19 protein-coding genes are annotated in these 17588 nt (G+C 36.8%); 17 read left to right on the forward strand and 2 right to left on the reverse strand.

The window, feature by feature from the left end:
* The first annotated feature begins 16 nt into the window (after positions 1-16).
* The 10 genes from ZA05_RS11620 (at position 17) to ZA05_RS11665 (ending at position 9092) form a co-directional block, all read left to right on the forward strand.
* Positions 17-295 (forward strand): GIY-YIG nuclease family protein, encoded by a 279-nt coding sequence (locus ZA05_RS11620; RefSeq protein ID WP_053991881.1) that lies wholly within the window; start codon positions 17-19, stop codon positions 293-295.
* A gap of 12 nt (positions 296-307) precedes the next feature.
* Positions 308-1273, forward strand: coding sequence for an SDR family oxidoreductase (locus tag ZA05_RS11625; RefSeq protein ID WP_053991848.1), 966 nt, complete (start codon positions 308-310; stop codon positions 1271-1273).
* A gap of 529 nt (positions 1274-1802) precedes the next feature.
* Positions 1803-2666 (forward strand): ABC transporter permease, encoded by an 864-nt coding sequence (locus ZA05_RS11630; RefSeq protein ID WP_053991849.1) that lies wholly within the window; start codon positions 1803-1805, stop codon positions 2664-2666.
* A gap of 2 nt (positions 2667-2668) precedes the next feature.
* On the forward strand, positions 2669-3946 hold the full coding sequence (locus tag ZA05_RS11635; protein ID WP_053991850.1) for an ABC transporter ATP-binding protein: 1278 nt from the start codon (positions 2669-2671) through the stop codon (positions 3944-3946).
* A complete protein-coding gene (locus ZA05_RS11640; protein ID WP_053991851.1) occupies positions 3925-4902 on the forward strand; it encodes a hypothetical protein in 978 nt (325 codons plus the stop codon). Before ZA05_RS11635 ends, ZA05_RS11640 begins: the two co-directional genes overlap by 22 nt.
* Before the next feature lie 15 nt (positions 4903-4917).
* Positions 4918-5988, forward strand: coding sequence for a DegT/DnrJ/EryC1/StrS aminotransferase family protein (locus ZA05_RS11645; RefSeq protein ID WP_053991852.1), 1071 nt, complete (start codon positions 4918-4920; stop codon positions 5986-5988).
* Positions 5985-6689, forward strand: a complete 705-nt coding sequence (locus ZA05_RS11650; protein WP_053991853.1) for a WbqC family protein — start codon at positions 5985-5987, stop codon at positions 6687-6689. Before ZA05_RS11645 ends, ZA05_RS11650 begins: the two co-directional genes overlap by 4 nt.
* Positions 6686-7096: an N-acetyltransferase gene (locus ZA05_RS11655; RefSeq protein ID WP_053991854.1), complete on the forward strand. Its 411-nt coding sequence runs from the start codon at positions 6686-6688 to the stop codon at positions 7094-7096. The genes ZA05_RS11650 and ZA05_RS11655 overlap by 4 nt, the downstream gene beginning before the upstream one ends.
* Positions 7093-7977: a glycosyltransferase gene (locus tag ZA05_RS11660; protein ID WP_082333756.1), complete on the forward strand. Its 885-nt coding sequence runs from the start codon at positions 7093-7095 to the stop codon at positions 7975-7977. The genes ZA05_RS11655 and ZA05_RS11660 overlap by 4 nt, the downstream gene beginning before the upstream one ends.
* Positions 7974-9092, forward strand: a complete 1119-nt coding sequence (locus ZA05_RS11665; RefSeq protein WP_053991856.1) for a glycosyltransferase family 4 protein — start codon at positions 7974-7976, stop codon at positions 9090-9092. The genes ZA05_RS11660 and ZA05_RS11665 overlap by 4 nt, the downstream gene beginning before the upstream one ends.
* Before the next feature lie 125 nt (positions 9093-9217).
* On the opposite strand, the gene ZA05_RS11670 is transcribed toward ZA05_RS11665, so the two are convergent.
* Entirely contained in the window at positions 9218-9904 is a 687-nt protein-coding gene (locus ZA05_RS11670) for a sulfotransferase family 2 domain-containing protein (RefSeq protein WP_053991857.1), read from the reverse strand.
* A gap of 87 nt (positions 9905-9991) precedes the next feature.
* On the reverse strand, positions 9992-11503 hold the full coding sequence (locus tag ZA05_RS11675; protein WP_053991858.1) for a hypothetical protein: 1512 nt from the start codon (positions 11501-11503) through the stop codon (positions 9992-9994).
* 165 nt (positions 11504-11668) lie between these two features.
* On the opposite strand from ZA05_RS11675, the gene ZA05_RS11680 reads away from it, so the two are divergent.
* The 7 genes from ZA05_RS11680 to ZA05_RS11710 form a co-directional block, all read left to right on the forward strand.
* Positions 11669-12571, forward strand: a complete 903-nt coding sequence (locus ZA05_RS11680; protein ID WP_053991859.1) for a glycosyltransferase family 2 protein — start codon at positions 11669-11671, stop codon at positions 12569-12571.
* Positions 12568-13335 carry a glycosyltransferase domain-containing protein gene (locus ZA05_RS11685; protein ID WP_053991860.1) on the forward strand — a complete coding sequence of 256 codons (768 nt, stop codon included), beginning with the start codon at positions 12568-12570 and terminating at the stop codon, positions 13333-13335. Before ZA05_RS11680 ends, ZA05_RS11685 begins: the two co-directional genes overlap by 4 nt.
* Before the next feature lie 2 nt (positions 13336-13337).
* Complete coding sequence (locus ZA05_RS11690) at positions 13338-14213, forward strand: glycosyltransferase family 2 protein (protein ID WP_197276088.1); 876 nt, start codon at positions 13338-13340, stop codon at positions 14211-14213.
* Positions 14203-15120, forward strand: a complete 918-nt coding sequence (locus ZA05_RS11695) for a glycosyltransferase (protein ID WP_053991862.1) — start codon at positions 14203-14205, stop codon at positions 15118-15120. The genes ZA05_RS11690 and ZA05_RS11695 overlap by 11 nt, the downstream gene beginning before the upstream one ends.
* An 80-nt stretch (positions 15121-15200) precedes the next feature.
* Positions 15201-15899, forward strand: coding sequence for a bifunctional 2-polyprenyl-6-hydroxyphenol methylase/3-demethylubiquinol 3-O-methyltransferase UbiG (locus tag ZA05_RS11700; protein ID WP_231632485.1), 699 nt, complete (start codon positions 15201-15203; stop codon positions 15897-15899).
* Positions 15900-15940: 41 nt separating this feature from the next.
* The gene (locus ZA05_RS11705; RefSeq protein ID WP_053991864.1) at positions 15941-16855 is read left to right on the forward strand and encodes a glycosyltransferase; all 915 of its coding nucleotides are present in this window, start codon (positions 15941-15943) and stop codon (positions 16853-16855) included.
* A 20-nt stretch (positions 16856-16875) separates the two neighbouring features.
* Positions 16876-17588, forward strand: a 713-nt coding sequence (locus ZA05_RS11710; RefSeq protein ID WP_053991865.1) for a class I SAM-dependent methyltransferase, incomplete at its 3' end; no start/stop codon positions are given.

Below are 17588 nucleotides of genomic sequence, written 5' to 3' on the forward strand. Positions count from 1 at the left end.
TGAAATGATGATAAGTATGGAAAAGACGTATTATTATATTTACATTTTAAAGTCTTTAAAAGATGGTAAGAAATATACGGGCTACACCCAAGACTTGTCATCAAGATTTGAGGCACATCAGAGAGGGAACGTGTTATCTACCAAACATAGGAGGCCTTTTGAATTAATATATTTTGAGGGGTGTTTATCTCATAAGGATGCATTAAGACGAGAAAAGTATCTCAAGACACACTACGGGACATTGTTTTTAGGAAATCACCTCAAATCTTATTTCACAGGTCAAGAAATAAAGTAAAACAAATATAGTATGTTGCATATTAAAAACTATAGTTACTTAATTACGGGAGGAGCTGGGTTCATTGGGTCTAATTTGGTGGGGCATTTGTTAGCACATGGTGCGAAGCAGGTACGGGTGCTGGATGATTTTTCCAATGGGTATCGTGAGAACCTTCAGGAGTTTTTGGAGCATCCTGCGTTCGAATTAATGGAAGGAGATATTAGGAGCCTCTCGACCTGTAAGGCGGCTATGGAAGGGATGGATTATGTGAGCCATCAGGCGGCCTTGGGGTCGGTGCCGCGATCTATCCATGATCCTATTACCAGTAACGAGGTGAATGTTTCCGGGTTTTTGAATATGTTGGTAGCCCTTAAGGAGAGCCCTAGCGTAAAACGTATGGTGTATGCGGCCTCAAGTTCTACCTATGGGGATAGTCAAAGTCTGCCCAAAGTGGAAGAAGTTATTGGAAAGCCCTTATCGCCTTATGCGGTGACCAAATACGTGAATGAGCTGTATGCCGAAGTATTTGGAAAGACCTATGGTACCGATGTGATTGGACTGCGGTATTTTAACGTGTTTGGGCCGAAGCAGAGTCCGAATGGAGCCTATGCGGCCGTGATTCCCTTGTTTATGCAAGCCTTGAAAGACGGTATGCCCGCCACCATTAATGGGGATGGAGGGCAGACCCGTGATTTTACTTATGTAGGCAATGCGGTGCAGGCGAATGTGAAGGCCTTTTTTGCAGGGCCTGAAGCGGCCAATGAGGTGTTTAATGTGGCCTGTGGGGAACGTATTAGTGTGAACCAGTTGTGGGGAGCGCTGCGAGAAGCGGCTGGTTCGGAGTTGGAGCCCAATTATGGGCCGCCACGACAAGGGGATGTACGGGACAGTTTGGCGGATATTTCGAAGGCGGAACGTTTGCTGGGGTACCGTCCGAAAGTAAGTGTTGCCGAGGGCTTGCGGTTGACTTGGGAGTATTTTAATGGTAAGAATTAAGAGTCAAGGATCAAGAACCAAGTTTCAAGAGTAATGACCCTGAAGCAAGTTCAGGTTGTCATGTAGTAATCAAAGATTCGCACAGTCAATGCTAAAGGCTAATTGTCATGCAGAAGGAGGTGACGACTGAAGCATCTGATGCTTCACACCGCTGCGCTACATTCTAAAATCAAAAATTCAACAAGGTTAAATAAGTTTAGGGTGATAAGGCAAATGTGAATTGTCATGCTGAACTGGCCTGTCCTGACGCAGGTCAGGGTTTCAGCATCTTGAGTCCCTCTACTTTTTATGGTTTCTGATACAAGAACCAAGTCACGGGAAACCGTCATGTAGAAATCAAAGATTCGCACAGTCAATGCTAAGGCTCATTGTCATGCAGAGGGAGGTGACGACTGAAGCATCTAAAAAAAAGCCCTTTCAGTATCTCAGATCCCATCAAGAACCACAGTTTTAGGATTTTTTGAATACTTCCCTTGCATGCCTAGGGTTTTCCTTAGTATATTAGCCACATAAACTAACCCTAGTACAATTGGAGACCCCTACAGAGCAACCTTGGTTATATACCATTTCTTCCAAGCGCAAGTTAATCGATTTCAATTTTAAGGAACTTTGGGCCTATCGTGATTTGCTGATGCTGTTTGTAAAACGGGATGTAGTTACCGTATACAAACAAACTATTTTGGGTCCCCTATGGTATTTGATTCAGCCCCTGTTTACAGCCCTTACCTTTACCTTGATTTTTAATAAGGTAGCCAATATAGACACGGGCACGGTACCCCCGTTTTTGTTTAATTTGGCGGGTATTAGTATCTGGAACTATTTCAGGAGCTGTCTAACGGCCACTTCCGATACCTTTCGGAGCAATGCTGGTATTTTCAGCAAGGTCTATTTTCCACGATTAATAGCCCCGCTTTCTGTAGTGCTATCCAATTTATTTAAGTTTGGCATACAGCTGCTTATTTTTATAGGCTTTTATGGCTACTACTATAGCAAAGGCGCTCCCGTGTCTCCAAATAGTAGTCTGCTCCTGTTTCCGGTGTTGGTAGTCCTAATGGGCTTATTGGGGCTAGGACTAGGGATGTTCATTTCTGCCATGGTAACCAAATACCGCGATTTAAAATACCTCCTTAACTTTGGGGTGCAATTGTTGATGTATACCTCGGCGGTGATGTATCCCCTGGCTTTGATGCGCGAGAAATTGCCTAGGTTTGCCTGGTTGGTAGAGTATAATCCCTTGGCGTATATTATAGAAGCGGCCCGCTACATGTTGTTAAGTGTAGGAGAACTATCGCTTCAAGGCATTGCCTTTGCCATAGCCAGTACCTTGCTTATTTTGTTCTTGGGAATCATCGTGTTTAACCGCACTGAAAAAACGTTTTTGGATACAATTTAGTTATGCAGCAGACTCAGGTAATTTTAAAGGCTACAAACATCTCCAAACAATACCGTTTGGGCCTGGTGGGAACCGGTACCTTAGGGGACGATTTGAAGCGCTTTTGGTATAAGCTTAGAGGAAAGGAAGATCCCTTTATAAAAATAGGCTCGGTAAATGACCGCAGTATCAAAGGGGATAGTGATTTTGTATGGGCCCTTCAGGATATTAATTTTGAAGTGCAGCGCGGTGAGGTGTTGGGGATTATTGGTAAGAATGGCGCCGGGAAATCTACTTTGCTTAAAATATTGTCTAGAGTGACTAGCCCTACTACCGGGGAGATCAAAACCCGCGGGCGTATTGCCAGTTTGTTGGAGGTAGGGACCGGGTTCCATCAGGAATTGACGGGGCGTGAGAATATGTATTTGAACGGTGCTATTTTGGGGATGAGTAAGGCTGAAATAGCTGAGAAGGAAGCCGAGATTATTGCTTTTAGTGGGTGTGAAGCCTATATGGATACCCCCGTAAAACGCTATAGCAGTGGCATGCGCGTGCGTTTGGCCTTTGCCGTAGCGGCCTTTTTGGAGCCGGATATTTTGGTGGTTGATGAGGTGTTGGCCGTAGGGGATGCCGAATTCCAAAAGAAGGCCATAGGCAAAATGCAGGATATCAGTAAGGGAGAAGGACGTACGGTTTTGTTTGTAAGCCATAACATGGCAGCGGTAAAGAGTTTGTGTACACGAGGGATTGTTTTGGAACACGGCAAGGTGGTTTTTGATGGGGGTACGGACCATGCAGTAAGCTATTATTTGAAAGGGGGTGAAGGAGAGCCTAATCGTCGTCAATTTGGTAATGGATTTGGAAGTGACGTTTTTCAATTACAGGAAATAAGTGTTGTGAATACTGGAGCCTCTTACAAAATGCCTATAGTGGAAGATGTTGAGATTACATTATTGACAATCTTGCACCTCTTTACTGAAGAGGCCCAACGTTACCATATTACCTATCATCTTTACAATGAAATGGGTGAAAATATGTTTTCTTTTTCCCATGCTAGGGAAGGTGTTTTGTTAAAAAAAGGGAACAATGCGCTTGTTTGTAAAATTCCAGCTGCGTTTTTGCAGTCTGGACAATATTATTTAACTTTTTTCCTAATCAAAGATAAACGAAGGGCCCATTTTGTTGAAAAGGATGTTTTGAGTTTTACTGTGGTTGACCAAAAGCGGGAGTTAGGTGTGTATATGGGGCGGGAGCCTGGCTATATTAGACCTTCTTTTCAATGGGAATTAAGGGAGGCTTAGAAAATTTTGGGATGCGACAATTTGTTTGGAAATGTTTAAGTTTTTTGAGCCCATTTTTAGGGATGTTTTGTTTGGTAGAGCTTTATATTAGTTATGCGCCCAATACTTTTTATTTTAAATCTAGATATTTAAAAGATCATCTAAACGATGCTGAACTTGTGGTTTTTGGGTCTTCCCATAATCAAAATGCTATTAATCCTTATGATTTTGATTTACAATTGGTCAATTTGGCGTATGGAGGTCAAGACTATCAGTTAGATTCCTTGTTGTTTTTTAAGTATGTGCCTCAAATGCCCAACATAAAGGCTGTTGTTTTTGAATTTGACTACCTTACAATCAATAACCGGGTAGGAAGTAATTATTTTAGACTGCCTTGGTATTACAGGCATTATGGAGCCTCTTTAAATTCATTGAATTTAATGAACAAATTATCCCTTTACTTTTCTTCTCCAACTTTTTTCAATAACTATTTGAAACTAGAATTGGATCCTTCAGGGTATCGTTATATACTTTCCAATAATGGTTTTATTGTAAATGATTTTCCAGGCGAGATGTTTGATTGTAACTATAATGTTGAAGTTTTAGAAACAGTCTCTAACAAAGAGTTGCAAAAACTTCAGGAGTTGGAAACATTTCATAATCTCAACCGGAATTTTAGGACACTTGATCGTATGATTGCCTATTGCTTGAACAACAATATTAGGGTAGTTTTAGTGGCGCCTCCTAGCTATTTAAAGATGAAGGCGCTTGAGAAGAATGTGAAAAGTGGACTCATGCATAGATACCGGGATAGTTTAATGAATGCATCAGAAAGAATCTTATATAGTAATCATCAAAATAATCCTAAGTTTACGGTAAAGGATTTTAAAAACTTGACGCATCTTAATAGTGATGGGGCAACTAAATATTCTTTACTTTTAAATCATGAAATTAAAGGTATACTTCATAATGAATAATTTAAAACTAACCTATTGATTAACGTAACCAAAACCTTTTTGCCTCCTCAGGAGGAATACCAAAATATTTTACAAAGGGCCTGGGATACGGGCTGGATGACCAATCGCGGTGTTTTGGTCAAGGAATTGGAGGCTACACTCAAAGCTTATTTGGGCGTGCCCAATATGATTGCCATGACCAATGGGACCTTACCTTTGCAGATTGCCATAAAAGCACTGTGCTTAACAGGGGAAATTATTACTACGCCTTTTAGCTATGTGGCCACTACCAGCAGTATTGTTTGGGAGGGTTGTACCCCGGTATTTGTGGATATTCACCCAGAGTATCTGACTATAGACGAGACTAAAATAGAGGCTGCCATTACGCCAAAGACTTCGGCCATTTTGGCTACCCATGTGTTTGGGAATCCTTGCGATGTGGAAACTATTCAGGCTATTGCAGATAGGAATGGTTTAAAGGTTCTCTATGATGCTGCCCATTGTTTTGGAGTGGAATATCAAGGAAAGAGTCTCTTTAATTATGGGGATGTGAGTACCTGTAGCTTTCATGCTACGAAGTTGTTTCATACAGGAGAAGGGGGCGCTTTGTTTTGTAGGCCGGAATATTATGATACGATGTATTCCCATCATAATTTTGGGCATGATGGGCCAGAAGCTTTCCATGGTTTGGGGATCAATGCCAAAATGAGTGAACCTCAAGCCGCTATGGGCTTGGCGGTGTTTCCTTATTTTGACCGTATTATGGAAAGCAGAAAGGCTTCAGTTTCGCTGTATCGAGAATTTTTTAGTGGGTTGCCTCTACAAGTATTAAGGTTGCGGGAGGGTACCCAATGGAATTATAGTTATTTTCCAATAATTTTTGAAAGTGAGGCACAATTGTTAAGAGTTAAAGCAGCCTTGGAAGCGCAGAACATATCCCCTAGGCGGTATTTTTATCCATCTTTAACGATGTTACCTTATGTTAATTCTAAGGTATGCGATTTGGCCAATAGTATTGCTGAAAGAATTCTTTGTCTGCCATTGTATTTAAATCTAGAAGCCGAGGAACAAGATAGGCTTCTTGCTATAATAAAATCAGCTATATGAAAATAGCGATAATGCAGCCTTACGTGTTTCCCTATATTGGTTATTTTCAATTGATCAAAGCAGTAGACCTTTTTGTTTTTTACGATGACGTAAATTTTATTAAAAAGGGATTCATTAACCGGAATTCAATATTGGTAAACAACAAAAGGTTTAATTTTACAATACCATGTAAGGAGGTAAGCCAACATAAAAAAATAAACAAAACTGAAGTCTTTTTTGATGCTAAAGCTCAACAGAAGTTTTTAAATACCATAAGCCAAGCTTATGGAAAGGCACCCTATTTTGAGGATGTTTATCCTTTGTTGGAACATCTTTTTATGAAGTCAAATTATCATACGATTGCAGATTTAGCGATGAAGAGTGTTTATTTAGTTTCAGAATATTTGGGGGTCACCACTAAATTTAAGGTTAGTTCCTATTGCTTTTCTGAAACTGAACATTTGGTAAAAGAAGATAGGTTGATACAAATTTCTAAAAATGTTGGAGCGACCACCTATGTCAATGCTATAGGAGGTCAAGAATTATATGATCCCATCAGTTTTAAGGTTAGGGGAGTTGATTTGAAATTTTTAAAGACCGGTACAATTTGTTATGAACAATGGTCTAAGGAATTTGAAGCTAATCTTTCTATTATAGATGTTATGATGTTCAATTCAAGAGATGACATCAATGATTTTTTAGAAATGTATTCTTTGATATGAGAAAGGAATTTATCGCTTTTTTAAAGGCAATAGATGCCAATACAGGATTATCCGTAGTGCCAAGAGATGTTGAACCCTATGTAGATAAATTACTGGAAAACGCTACGATTATTCCACTGCGTGAAGGTGGAGTTTTAAATGCATTCATAGCCTATTATGATAATCAAGAGGATAGTAAGATAGCTTATCTTTCCATGTTGGCTGTATCTTCCATGGCAAGAGGGCAAGGGATTGGGAGTCAATTATTGGATGCCTCAATAGAAAAATTGAAACAAAAAGGATTTAGGGGTTATCGTTTGGAGGTATTAAAAAGCAATGATAAGGCCATTAGGATTTATGACAAATTTGGTTTTAAGGTTATAGGAGAGGACGGACAGATGTATAAAATGGAGAAAACATTAGTATGATAGAGGTTAGTGTAATTATGTTGGCTTATAACCATGAACATTATATTGCCCAAGCTATTGAAGGCGTACTAGGACAACAGGTTGATTTCGAGATGGAATTGATTGTGGCAGATGATTGTTCTTCAGATCGAACCAGTTCGGTTGTTCAAGATTATAAAAACAACCACTTAAATGGAAATCTTATAAACTATATTGGTCATCAAGTTAATATTGGTGTACAGCCCAACTTTTTGACAGCCTTAAAATTTTCTAAGGGGAAATATATTGCCCTATGTGAGGGTGATGATTTTTGGGTAGACCCATTTAAGCTTCAAAATCAATTGCAGATTTTAAAAACGAATCCAGAATATGTAATTTGTTGTACTAATGCTAGTTTTGTAAATGAAGGGGGAGTGCTGTTGAAAAAGGAAATGTTGCCTGCAGAGGGGAAGACTATTGGAATATTGGATTTCTTGCAAAATGTCAACCCCATTATTAGTTGTACTGCAGTGTTTAAAACTGATGCACTAAAAGATTATGGTTTTATAAAGGATTATGTGTTTGGTGATTGGGCCTTGTGGGCACATTTGTTAGCAGATACGCATGAAGGTAAGGCCGTATATTTGGAAGGTGTAACAGCTAGCTATAGGAAGCATCAAGCGGGCATCTTTAATGGTTTGGACAGAGTAAGAAAGTTGCAAAACAAAAAATATAATTTTTTAGTATTTAAGGCTAAGCATCCGGACTACTCTGCAAAAATTGAGGAGGTTGTAAAAAAAATAAACAGTGGTATCATTTTGGAATATTTGCATAATCGACAAAAGTTAAAAGGAATTGGTTTTTATCTGTTTCATAAAAATAATATGGGTACAAAGCAATTGTTTAACCATCTAAAAGGATGAAGATTTTAGAGATATCCACCTCATACCATCCGGAATCATTTATATGGACGCACCTTGAGGCTCTACAAGAAGTGGAAGGGCATGAGGTACTGTTGATGCATCCTCAAAAGAAGACTCAAGAAATAAGGGAGGACGCTTTAAACAGCTTAACCAAAGGCAATCTTCCACTAGTTGTATTAGGGCTTGGTAAACTGTTTAAAAAAGTGCCGGATATCTATGTCGATTATTTTAATTTGGCTACCATTAAGCGTTTTAAACCAGATCTTATCCATTGTCATTTTGGATGGTCGGCAGTAACTTACTATCCTTTGCTGGAAAAACTTAATATTCCTTTTACGGTGAGTTTGAGAGGAACAGATTTATTTATCAGACCGTTATTTGATCGGACCTATAAAGCCCAATTGACTAGGGTTTTGCAAAAGGCCTCGGGGATTCATGTGGTTAGTGAAAGCGTGAAAACTGAACTTGAAGAAAATTATATTTATAATTGTCCTGTAAACCTTATCTATACCCCTGCGAACTGCAACACTTGGAAAGTAAATGAAGACCATAACACGATTTCAGAGGGTTCAATTATTGTGGCCATAGGTCGATTGCATTGGATCAAGGATTTTGGAGAATTGATACAGCAATTTGCTTTGGTTCGAAAGACTATTCCAGATTTAAAATTAAGAATCATAGGCAACGGTCCTGAGAAGGAAAAGCTATTGTTTTTAATAAAGAAGTTGGGGCTGGGCGATAGTGTTGAACTGTTGGGTAAACAACCTCAACAAGTGGTTGCCAAGGTCATGCACCAGGCTTCTCTATTTGTGTTGACCAGTTGGTCTGAAGGCCTGCCCAATGTATTGATAGAAGCTGTGTTGGCTGGAAAATTGGCAGTGGTACCAGATCATCTTCAATTACAGAAGGTGTTTTCTGAGGACGAAGTCTTGTTTTATGATAAGTTTTCAGACAGTGCCCTAAGTACCATGTTGCAAACAGCTATTGCTATGGATCCTGAAAAGATGCGGGTCATGACGGGCAGAGCTAAAGCTAAAGCTTTAAAGGTATTTGACAGTAAAAACCATGCCGCTAACTTTTTTGAATTCTTTAGAAGCAGCATTGGGTATAGGTAAAAAGGTGCTTGTGAAATTAAAGGATGTGCAATTGTTTAAGACATCGTTGGTTTTGATTAACTTAATGAAGTTGAAATGATTTCATTTACTTTTTTTATAAAGAAGAGTGTTGGTTAATTGCGAGACTATCTGTTCGCTCTAATTTTAAGAGCTTTATTATATATCTGGTAATCTAAATCGTGGAAATCTTTTACACGTTGTAAAAACTCTGGATCAGCAAGGCAAGGTAGGACTCTTTTTTCTCGAGTAACATTTGACTTAACTACATTGTCAATTTTTAAATTGAGAAATGTTTCTGCGAAGAAAGTATAGTCTATGTCAAAATGCTCAACAATGCCTATGAAATCAAATTGCTCAATAGGGAATTTATAAAAGAATTTATGGTATGGGTTTCTCATTTTGTCGGAAAAACAAAACTCCTCAAAACTGTTATAATTGTAATGTATTTTTTGTTTCGTTGTGCCAACGGTATTCTCATACATTTTTTGTCGGTAGAAATAATGTGAAACCATTCTATCGATGGGCTCTCTAAGCCAGGTGACAAACTGATGGTTTTTTTTACCGTAATGATAGTTGTATTTATAAGGGAGAAAATGGCCGTGGATACATTGGGTATTTTTTAGCTTATATTTCCAATTATAATATAAGGTATATTTTTTGTTGAATTTTTCGGCCATTAAATGTTGTTGTTCCATACTGTGATTCAAAGGGCTATCACTATAATCATCAACCAAGTTGTCGTTATATTTGGATTTTAATAAGGTTCTGAAACTTCTTCCGGCAGTTTTGGGAATATGTACTGAGATTAACATTTTAGTTTATAGTTTATTGCAAGGTTAAATAATTAATCAATATATGGGTGTTTTGTGTTATTATATTCTGTTATAGTTTTCAATAATTCAAAATTCTCTATTTAAATTAAAGATTCTTGTTGAGGTATATGACAACGTCAATTTTATCTTTCTTTTTAATTGTGATGCCACATTAGGTTTCGTTCCAGGGTTAATAGGAACGTTTAATGTTTCTGGCCACATGTGATTAATCAGTTTTTTGTAAATCAAATAGTTTGGTGCTATCCTCGAATTCGGTTTACATGATAATAATAGCTCGATTATAAGCCGGCAATTAAAAGGACTAATTTCCTCGTTTGAAATATCTTGCTCGGAAGGATATTTGGCTCCCCAATTTCCTAATTTATGTTCCCAATATAGCAAGTTAAGTATACCAAAATTTTCTTTTTCCAGTGAGGGTAAGTTTTGTAGCCATATATTAATTTCATTTTCAAAAAAAGGGTTTGTATTCTTATATCCTAGCAGGCCTATTAAAACTTTAGGGGTTAATTCGCTTTCTGATAATGTGCTATATTTATCAAAATAGTTACGACATATTTCACTACCGTTACCGTTGATATTCACTCTAAAATCATTTTTGATTAAGTTATAATAAATCATTCTTGTCTTAGGTAAAATTCTAGAATCGGTTATATTTTGGGACAATAAATCAATTATTGAAGAAGGAATTTTTTTGTGAGAGTTTATAACTTTATATTTCAAATGAAGTTTTTTTGTTAATAAACGAGGTACCCAAACATCTGCATGTTCAATGCTGATGACACCTTTCCTATCAGTAAAGTAAGCTAGTTTTGAAACTTCTTTTTTTGATGCAGCTAGCAAAACTCTACTGTCCCATCCTGCGGTAAGTGCTAGTTTTGCATTATATCTATAAGTAATGGCTGCAATGGTTCCTTGAAGAAGAGTTGAAACGTTTTTAATAATTTCCTCTTCGCTTACTTGTCTTCTAGGTTGAAATGTAAATCTTGACTGGCTTTGGTTTTTAAGGTCTAAAAAGTGGTTAGGCATTAAGTGATATACATTTGAGTATATTGTTTTTGAACCAACCCACATCCCTTCAGTATTAATATAATCCTTGTTTTTTGTTATGGCATTGAGTAAAGGATCGATTTTAATGTCAAATAGATTGCAGGCTTTGATTATTTCAGGTTGTGAACCACAGGCAAAATCAGTTTTGTCCTTCAAATAAAAAATTTGTCTAAATCCACAAGGGTCTGTAAATAGAAAAGTGTCTTTATGGTTTTGGAAGATAATAATCCATCTGCCAGATAAGTGTAGAGTACTATTAAAAAGTGACTTAAGATCTGTTGCATTGTTAAGCAAAGATTCAAGAATTATTTTTTCGTCATCTGTAGGGGATAATGGATTTAAAATAATACCTAAAATTGAAATGGTAATATCGTTTACCGATTTTGTATAGAATGGTAAATCAATATGATGTGAAAGGTAGTGGTTGTTTGTCAATTTGTGGTTATTCCAATATTGATTAGGTTGGAATGGAGTTTTTCCAATTAAAAACTGTCTTCTAAATTGAAGTTTTTCTTTGTTGATTTTTTTCATTGATGGTTTTGAAAGGTAATTATCTTAAAAAGTCGTAGCTACGTCTTCTTGATTTATAAATTTATTTAATTTTTATCGAAATTGTACTTCCCTTCTAGTGATAAATATATTACAACTCTTTCTAGAATGTGTATATTCGCTGAAATAGTATGTATTATTAATTTTATGGAAACCTTGGTTTCAATCATCATCCCTGTTTATAACCGTTCTCATTTGATTGGGGAGACCTTTGACTCCATTATTAAACAAACTTATGCCAACTGGGAGTGTGTGTTGGTAGACGATGGCTCTAGCGATGCTTCAGTGGAAGTCATAAAATCATACAGAAAAAAAGATGCCCGTTTCAAGCTTTTTATGCGACCAGAAACAAGCCCTAAAGGTGCCAATGCCTGTAGAAATATTGGCTTAAGGCAAGCCCAGGGTGCTTATGTAGTTTTTTTTGATAGCGATGACCTGATGACGCCTGATCATTTGGAAGTAAAAATAAAGACAATTGAAGCAGCTAATTGTGATTATGTGATTGCCAAAACGAAATACTTTAACCATCCAGAAAATAACGATTGTATGGAAGCGCAATATTGTTTTGAATCTTCGGAGATATCTGCCTTCAATTATATTACACACAAGACTGTTTGGCTTACTTTGGACGTTTGTATTAAAACTACTTTAGCCAGGTCTTTACAGTTTAATGAACAGCTACAAAGTGGTCAAGAATATAACTATTTTAGCAAGCTGACCTGTAAAAGTGAGAACGCCATTTTTATTGATAACACATTGTCTTTGAGGCGTTATCATGAACAATCCATCAGAGCAGGGCTGAGGCACGATAAGCATGCCGCTTATTTGAGCTATTTTTATGCCTACTGGTATACTTACCAGGATATTAAGGATGGTGCCAATAAAAAGGTTAGGCAGTTTTTGTTGTACCGATGTTACCGTATGATGAGAAAATTACCAAGGGCAGAGAGATCCCCTCTAAAGGAAGTCCATAAGGTTTTCTATAGGGAATTAGGAGGGAAGGGGTTGTATTATACGCTGCTGCTAGAACTCAAACACGTTAAAGGATGAAAATAGCGGTGTATACTGCCTTGTATGGGGATAAAGATGTGTTACGAGCGCCTTTGAATGCCAGGGAAGACCGCAGTATTGATTATTTTGTGTTTTCGGACAATCCTGAGCTTGAGGTCGCTCCCTATAGATTGGAACTGAGAACCCCACAGTTTCAGGATGTAGCAAAAAACGCCCGCTATTATAAAATTATGGGAGATCCCATCCTGGAGCCATATGACTATGTTATTTGGCATGATGCCAATATTCAACTCAATGAAACGAAAATAAAAGACCTGATAAGCTTGAGTCAACCAACGTTTTTAACCACTTTTTCACACCCCAACCGGGATGACTTTTATAGTGAAGCCATGAGTTGCATTCGGGTGGGCAAGGACTTTTCATTACGGATTTTAAAGCAGGTTTTGGTATGTTTTTTTAATGGCATGCCTGCCCATGAAGGTATGTACGCCACAGGCATCCTGGTGCGAAATTATCATGTGAAATCAAAGATTGACCCCAAGGTATTTATGCGTTTTTGGTGGGAACAGACTTTAAAGTATAGTAGGCGTGACCAATTGTCATTGGCCTATAGTATTTATAAAATGAAGATGCCTATTAGTTGTATTAAAGGCGACATATTACATAATGACTTTTCAACATACCATCGCCATAAGTATACACATTATATTAATGGTAACAACCTTATGCGCTATAATGTTAAAGCTGTTAGAACCTTTGCATTTTATGGTGTACAAGTCCTTCGGAAACTACAAAAACTATGAGTATGCCCCAACCTTTAGTCTCCATTTGTATACCTACTTATAATGGGGCAGCTTATGTGGATGAAGCCATGGAATCGGCTCTTAAGCAAGATTATCCCAATGTAGAAATTGTAGTTTCAGATGATGGTTCTCTGGATGATACTGTTGCTATCGTTGAATCATTTAGAGTAAAAACATCAATTCCAATTCATGTTTATATACATACACCCTCTGGGATTGGGGCCAATTGGAACCATTGTGTTAAGAAGGCTAAGGGGGAGTTTATAAAATTTTTGTTTCAGGATGATGTGCTGTATCATAATTGTATCTCTGAACAGATGGCTTGGATGCAGAGGGACGCCGAAGTGGGGTTGGTGTATTGCAAACGGGATTTTTTGTATGCACCTTCAGAGCGGGAAGGACTAGACGCATTTATGGCCTATTATGGGGATTTGCAGCAGTATTGGGGATCTTTTACAGAGGTTGCTGGGATACGAGAGGGGCGGCAGTATTTGGGAGACCGACAGTTTCTTAATTCGCCCAAAAACAAAGTAGGCGAGCCTACGGTGGTTTTGTTGCGGAAGGCTGTTTTTGAGCGGGTGGGGTATTTTGATACCGAATTGGAGCAGACTTTGGATTGTGAGTTTTGGTATCGAGTTATGAGCCAATACAAAGTCGGGTTTATAGATGCTCCTTTGGCAGGGTTCCGGTTGCATCAAGCTCAGGCCAGCAATGTCAATAAAACCAGGGATCTTCCGGATAGGACGTTGTTATACCAACGGTATTACCAGAAACTCTTTTGGTATTTGCACCCTAAATGCCAATGGAAATTGTTAAAATTGTACCATCCCTTTTTTAAGGCTTTGGTAAACTTCAAACGACAGTTCTATGCAACATAAGCAGCCCAAGGTGGCCATTCTTCTTCCAGTGTATAATGGGGAGCGAACTTTAAGAGCGACTTTGGAAAGTTTGTTGGCCCAGACTTTTACGGATTTTGAGTTGCTTATTGGGATTGACGGCACGAAGGATGGTTCCAAAGGGATTGCTGAAAGTTTTGCAGATACCCGAATTCGAATTATAGAACACCCTCAAAATTTAGGCCTTGCCCATAATGTCAATGCGTTGTTGGCGTCGGTTTCTCCTGGGATCGACTTGATTGCCATGGCAGAACAGGATGATGTGTATGTGCTTGAACGATTGGCCTGGCAGGTCGCCGTTTTGGAGGCCAATCCTGAAGTAGGCTTGGTATCTGGGATTGCCGAGTTTAGAGGGGCAGGAACACCTGTATTGTTTCCAGGCTTATTGGTGCGGAAGGAGGAATTTCCCCAAGGGGAGGACTTGTTTTTATATTTGTATGAGCATCAGCTTAAAGTAGTCAATACCTGTATGCTATTTCGAAAATCGGTACATAAGAAAGCGGGTTTATACTTTCGCAATACCTATGGGAACTTTAATGTAGATTGGGATTATGTGTTGCGGTTTAGCTTGGTGTCCCAAGTGTATGGGATTCCTAGGGTATTAGTGTATATGAATAGGGGGCTTACGAACACTTCTGTGACCAGAGATAAGGCTTCACAGCATCAGGCCAGCCGCCAATTGTTGAAGGATTTTAGAAAAGAATTTCCTAACTTGATAAGTCATAAAGATTATAAAGCCGCTTTAAAGCAGCATCGTAAAATAGAATTGGGGCATCGTACTAAATTGGGGATTATTTTCTTTGGATGCTATTATGCCCTTAAATATCAGGATGAGAGTTTTTTAAGGTATCTCATCATTAAGATAAAGCAATATTTTAAATGGAATTAAACTATGAATAACATACTTCAATATCTATATAGTAAATTTATTTTAAATAAAAAGATTGTAATATTATTCCTATTTTGAATTTGTCAAAGATATATAAAAGGTTTTTTACTTTAAGTAAAGCAAATGAAAGGCAAGAGCTTTCAGACGATGAATTTTATTACAAACTGTTTGTGGAAAACTCCAGTTGGAATACAAAGGAGCCTAATAGAGATGAATCTAATCGTTGGAAAATTATAGAGGATTATATCTGTAAGATTAAAAAAGACAAGAAAGATTTTTATATATTGGATTTGGGATGTGGTAGAGGTTGGCTTTCAAATTTATTAACAGATTATGGCAATGTCATAGGCGTAGAACCTGTTCAAAGTGTCGTTAGTTATGCCCGCCAAATTTTTCCTGAATTGCATTTTGAGATTGGTAGTACCAAAGAACTATTAAAAAGGGGGTTTAAGAATAAATTTGATTTGGTGGTTTCTTCAGAAGTTATTGAGCATATTCCAAATTTAGAAAAAGAATTCTTTTTATACGATATACATAAACTTATGAAACCTCAAGGGTTTTGTATCATAACGACTCCAAGAAAGGAAATTCAAAAGAAATGGAATAAATATACTAGTTCTATTCAGCCAATTGAAGATTGGATTTCAGAAGATGAATTGAATAACTTATTTGAAAAAACTGGCTTTGTTAGAGAAGATCTAAAAAGAATAGCTGTAAAGGTGAAAAATAAGAATATATTTATGGATGTTTACCAAGTTTGCCTATTCAAAAGTGTATGATTATCTCATTCATTTTACTTTGATTTATCTACTATAAAGTTATGCTCAATAATTCAAAAGTACCATTGGTTAGTGTGATAATTACAACCTACAACCGTAATGACTTTTTGATGAAAACATTGAAAAGTATTCAAACTCAAACGTATTCTAATTTAGAAATAATAGTGATTGATGATGGTTCAGAAGATGATATTGCAGTAAAAAATAGAGAAATATGCAACAAATTTTACTTATGCAAATACTATTATAAGTCTAATTCTGGCCAACCTGATTCTAGAAATTATGGCTTAAAAAAGGCTAAAGGCGATTTAATAGGATTTTGTGATGATGATGATATTTGGATACCTGAAAAATTAGAAAAACAAATCGATATATTTAATAATTATCCTGAAGTGTTTATTGTAACGGGAGATACAGAGTATATAACAAAAGAAGGTGTGAAAACGGGTAATGTGAAGTCCCATCGTGGCTTTAATCATGGCCAGATATTCAATGCACTATTAATAAAGAATAGAACTGCTTCTATTGTGCCATTATTAAAAAAGGCTGTATTTGATAAAGTTGGGTATTTTAATCCTGATTTTACTATTGCAGAAGACTGGGAGTTTTGGAGGCGTGTAAGTTATTACTTTGAATTTTATGCCATAAATGAAGTTTTAGCTTATGTTAGATTGCATCATTCTACCATGTCTTCAAAAAGGCAAAATACACCGATTGCCTGGGTGTTGTTATATAGAAAATTAACAAAATCTTTATTGAGTTGGGGTAAAAATAAATTTGACAAGTCAGAACGTAATCTTATTTATAAAAGCGAATGGGAAAATCACAAAAAAATTTTTGTTAACCATTGCCCAAACAAAAAACAGAAGTTGAAATTATTGAATGACGTTGCTAAAAAAAATATATATGATGCTTTACATATATTGTTATTGATTTTTAGATTTGAATTTTTTTAGATGAGTTCAATAAAAAGAAAATGATTATAAAAAAAATAATTAAAAAGATAATTCCAACAAAACTTAAAAATCGGTTAAATGATTTTAGAATTTCAAATATTTCCAACTGTAAACCAATAGAAGAAACTTTTACTAATATTTATAAAACTAATTACTGGGATAGTAAAGAGAGTCTGTCTGGAGGTGGTTCTGAAAAAGTGCATACAAGATTTCTAGTAAAGGAATTAGAGATAGTATTGAAACAATTTCAAATAAAATCAATGCTTGATATTCCTTGTGGTGATTTTAATTGGATGCAAGTTCTAGATTTTAAAAGGATAAATTATACAGGGGCTGATATAGTGTCTGATTTAATTGAACTAAATAGAATAAACTATTCTGAGGAAAATAAAAAATTTATAAATCTAGACTTGACAAAAGATAAATTACCAAAAGTTGATCTTATTTTTTGTAGAGATTGCTTAGTTCATTTGTCAAACCATAATATTTACAAGGCGTTGATAAATATAAAACAAAGTAATAGTAAATATCTTTTAACAACTTCTTTCCTAAATCTGGATAAAAATAAAAATATTGTTACAGGAGGATGGCGTAAGTTAAATTTTCAAAAACCGCCGTTTAATTTCTCAAAACCTATGTATTTCATTGATGAAAAATGTATGGAAAAAGGGGGGCTTTATCTTGATAAATCGATGTGTCTATGGGAGGTAAACAAAATTAAGATCCCTTTAAG

Origin of the sequence: Mangrovimonas sp. TPBH4 (assembly GCF_001280505.1) — a bacterium.
Classification (GTDB): Bacteria; Bacteroidota; Bacteroidia; order Flavobacteriales; family Flavobacteriaceae; genus Mangrovimonas_A.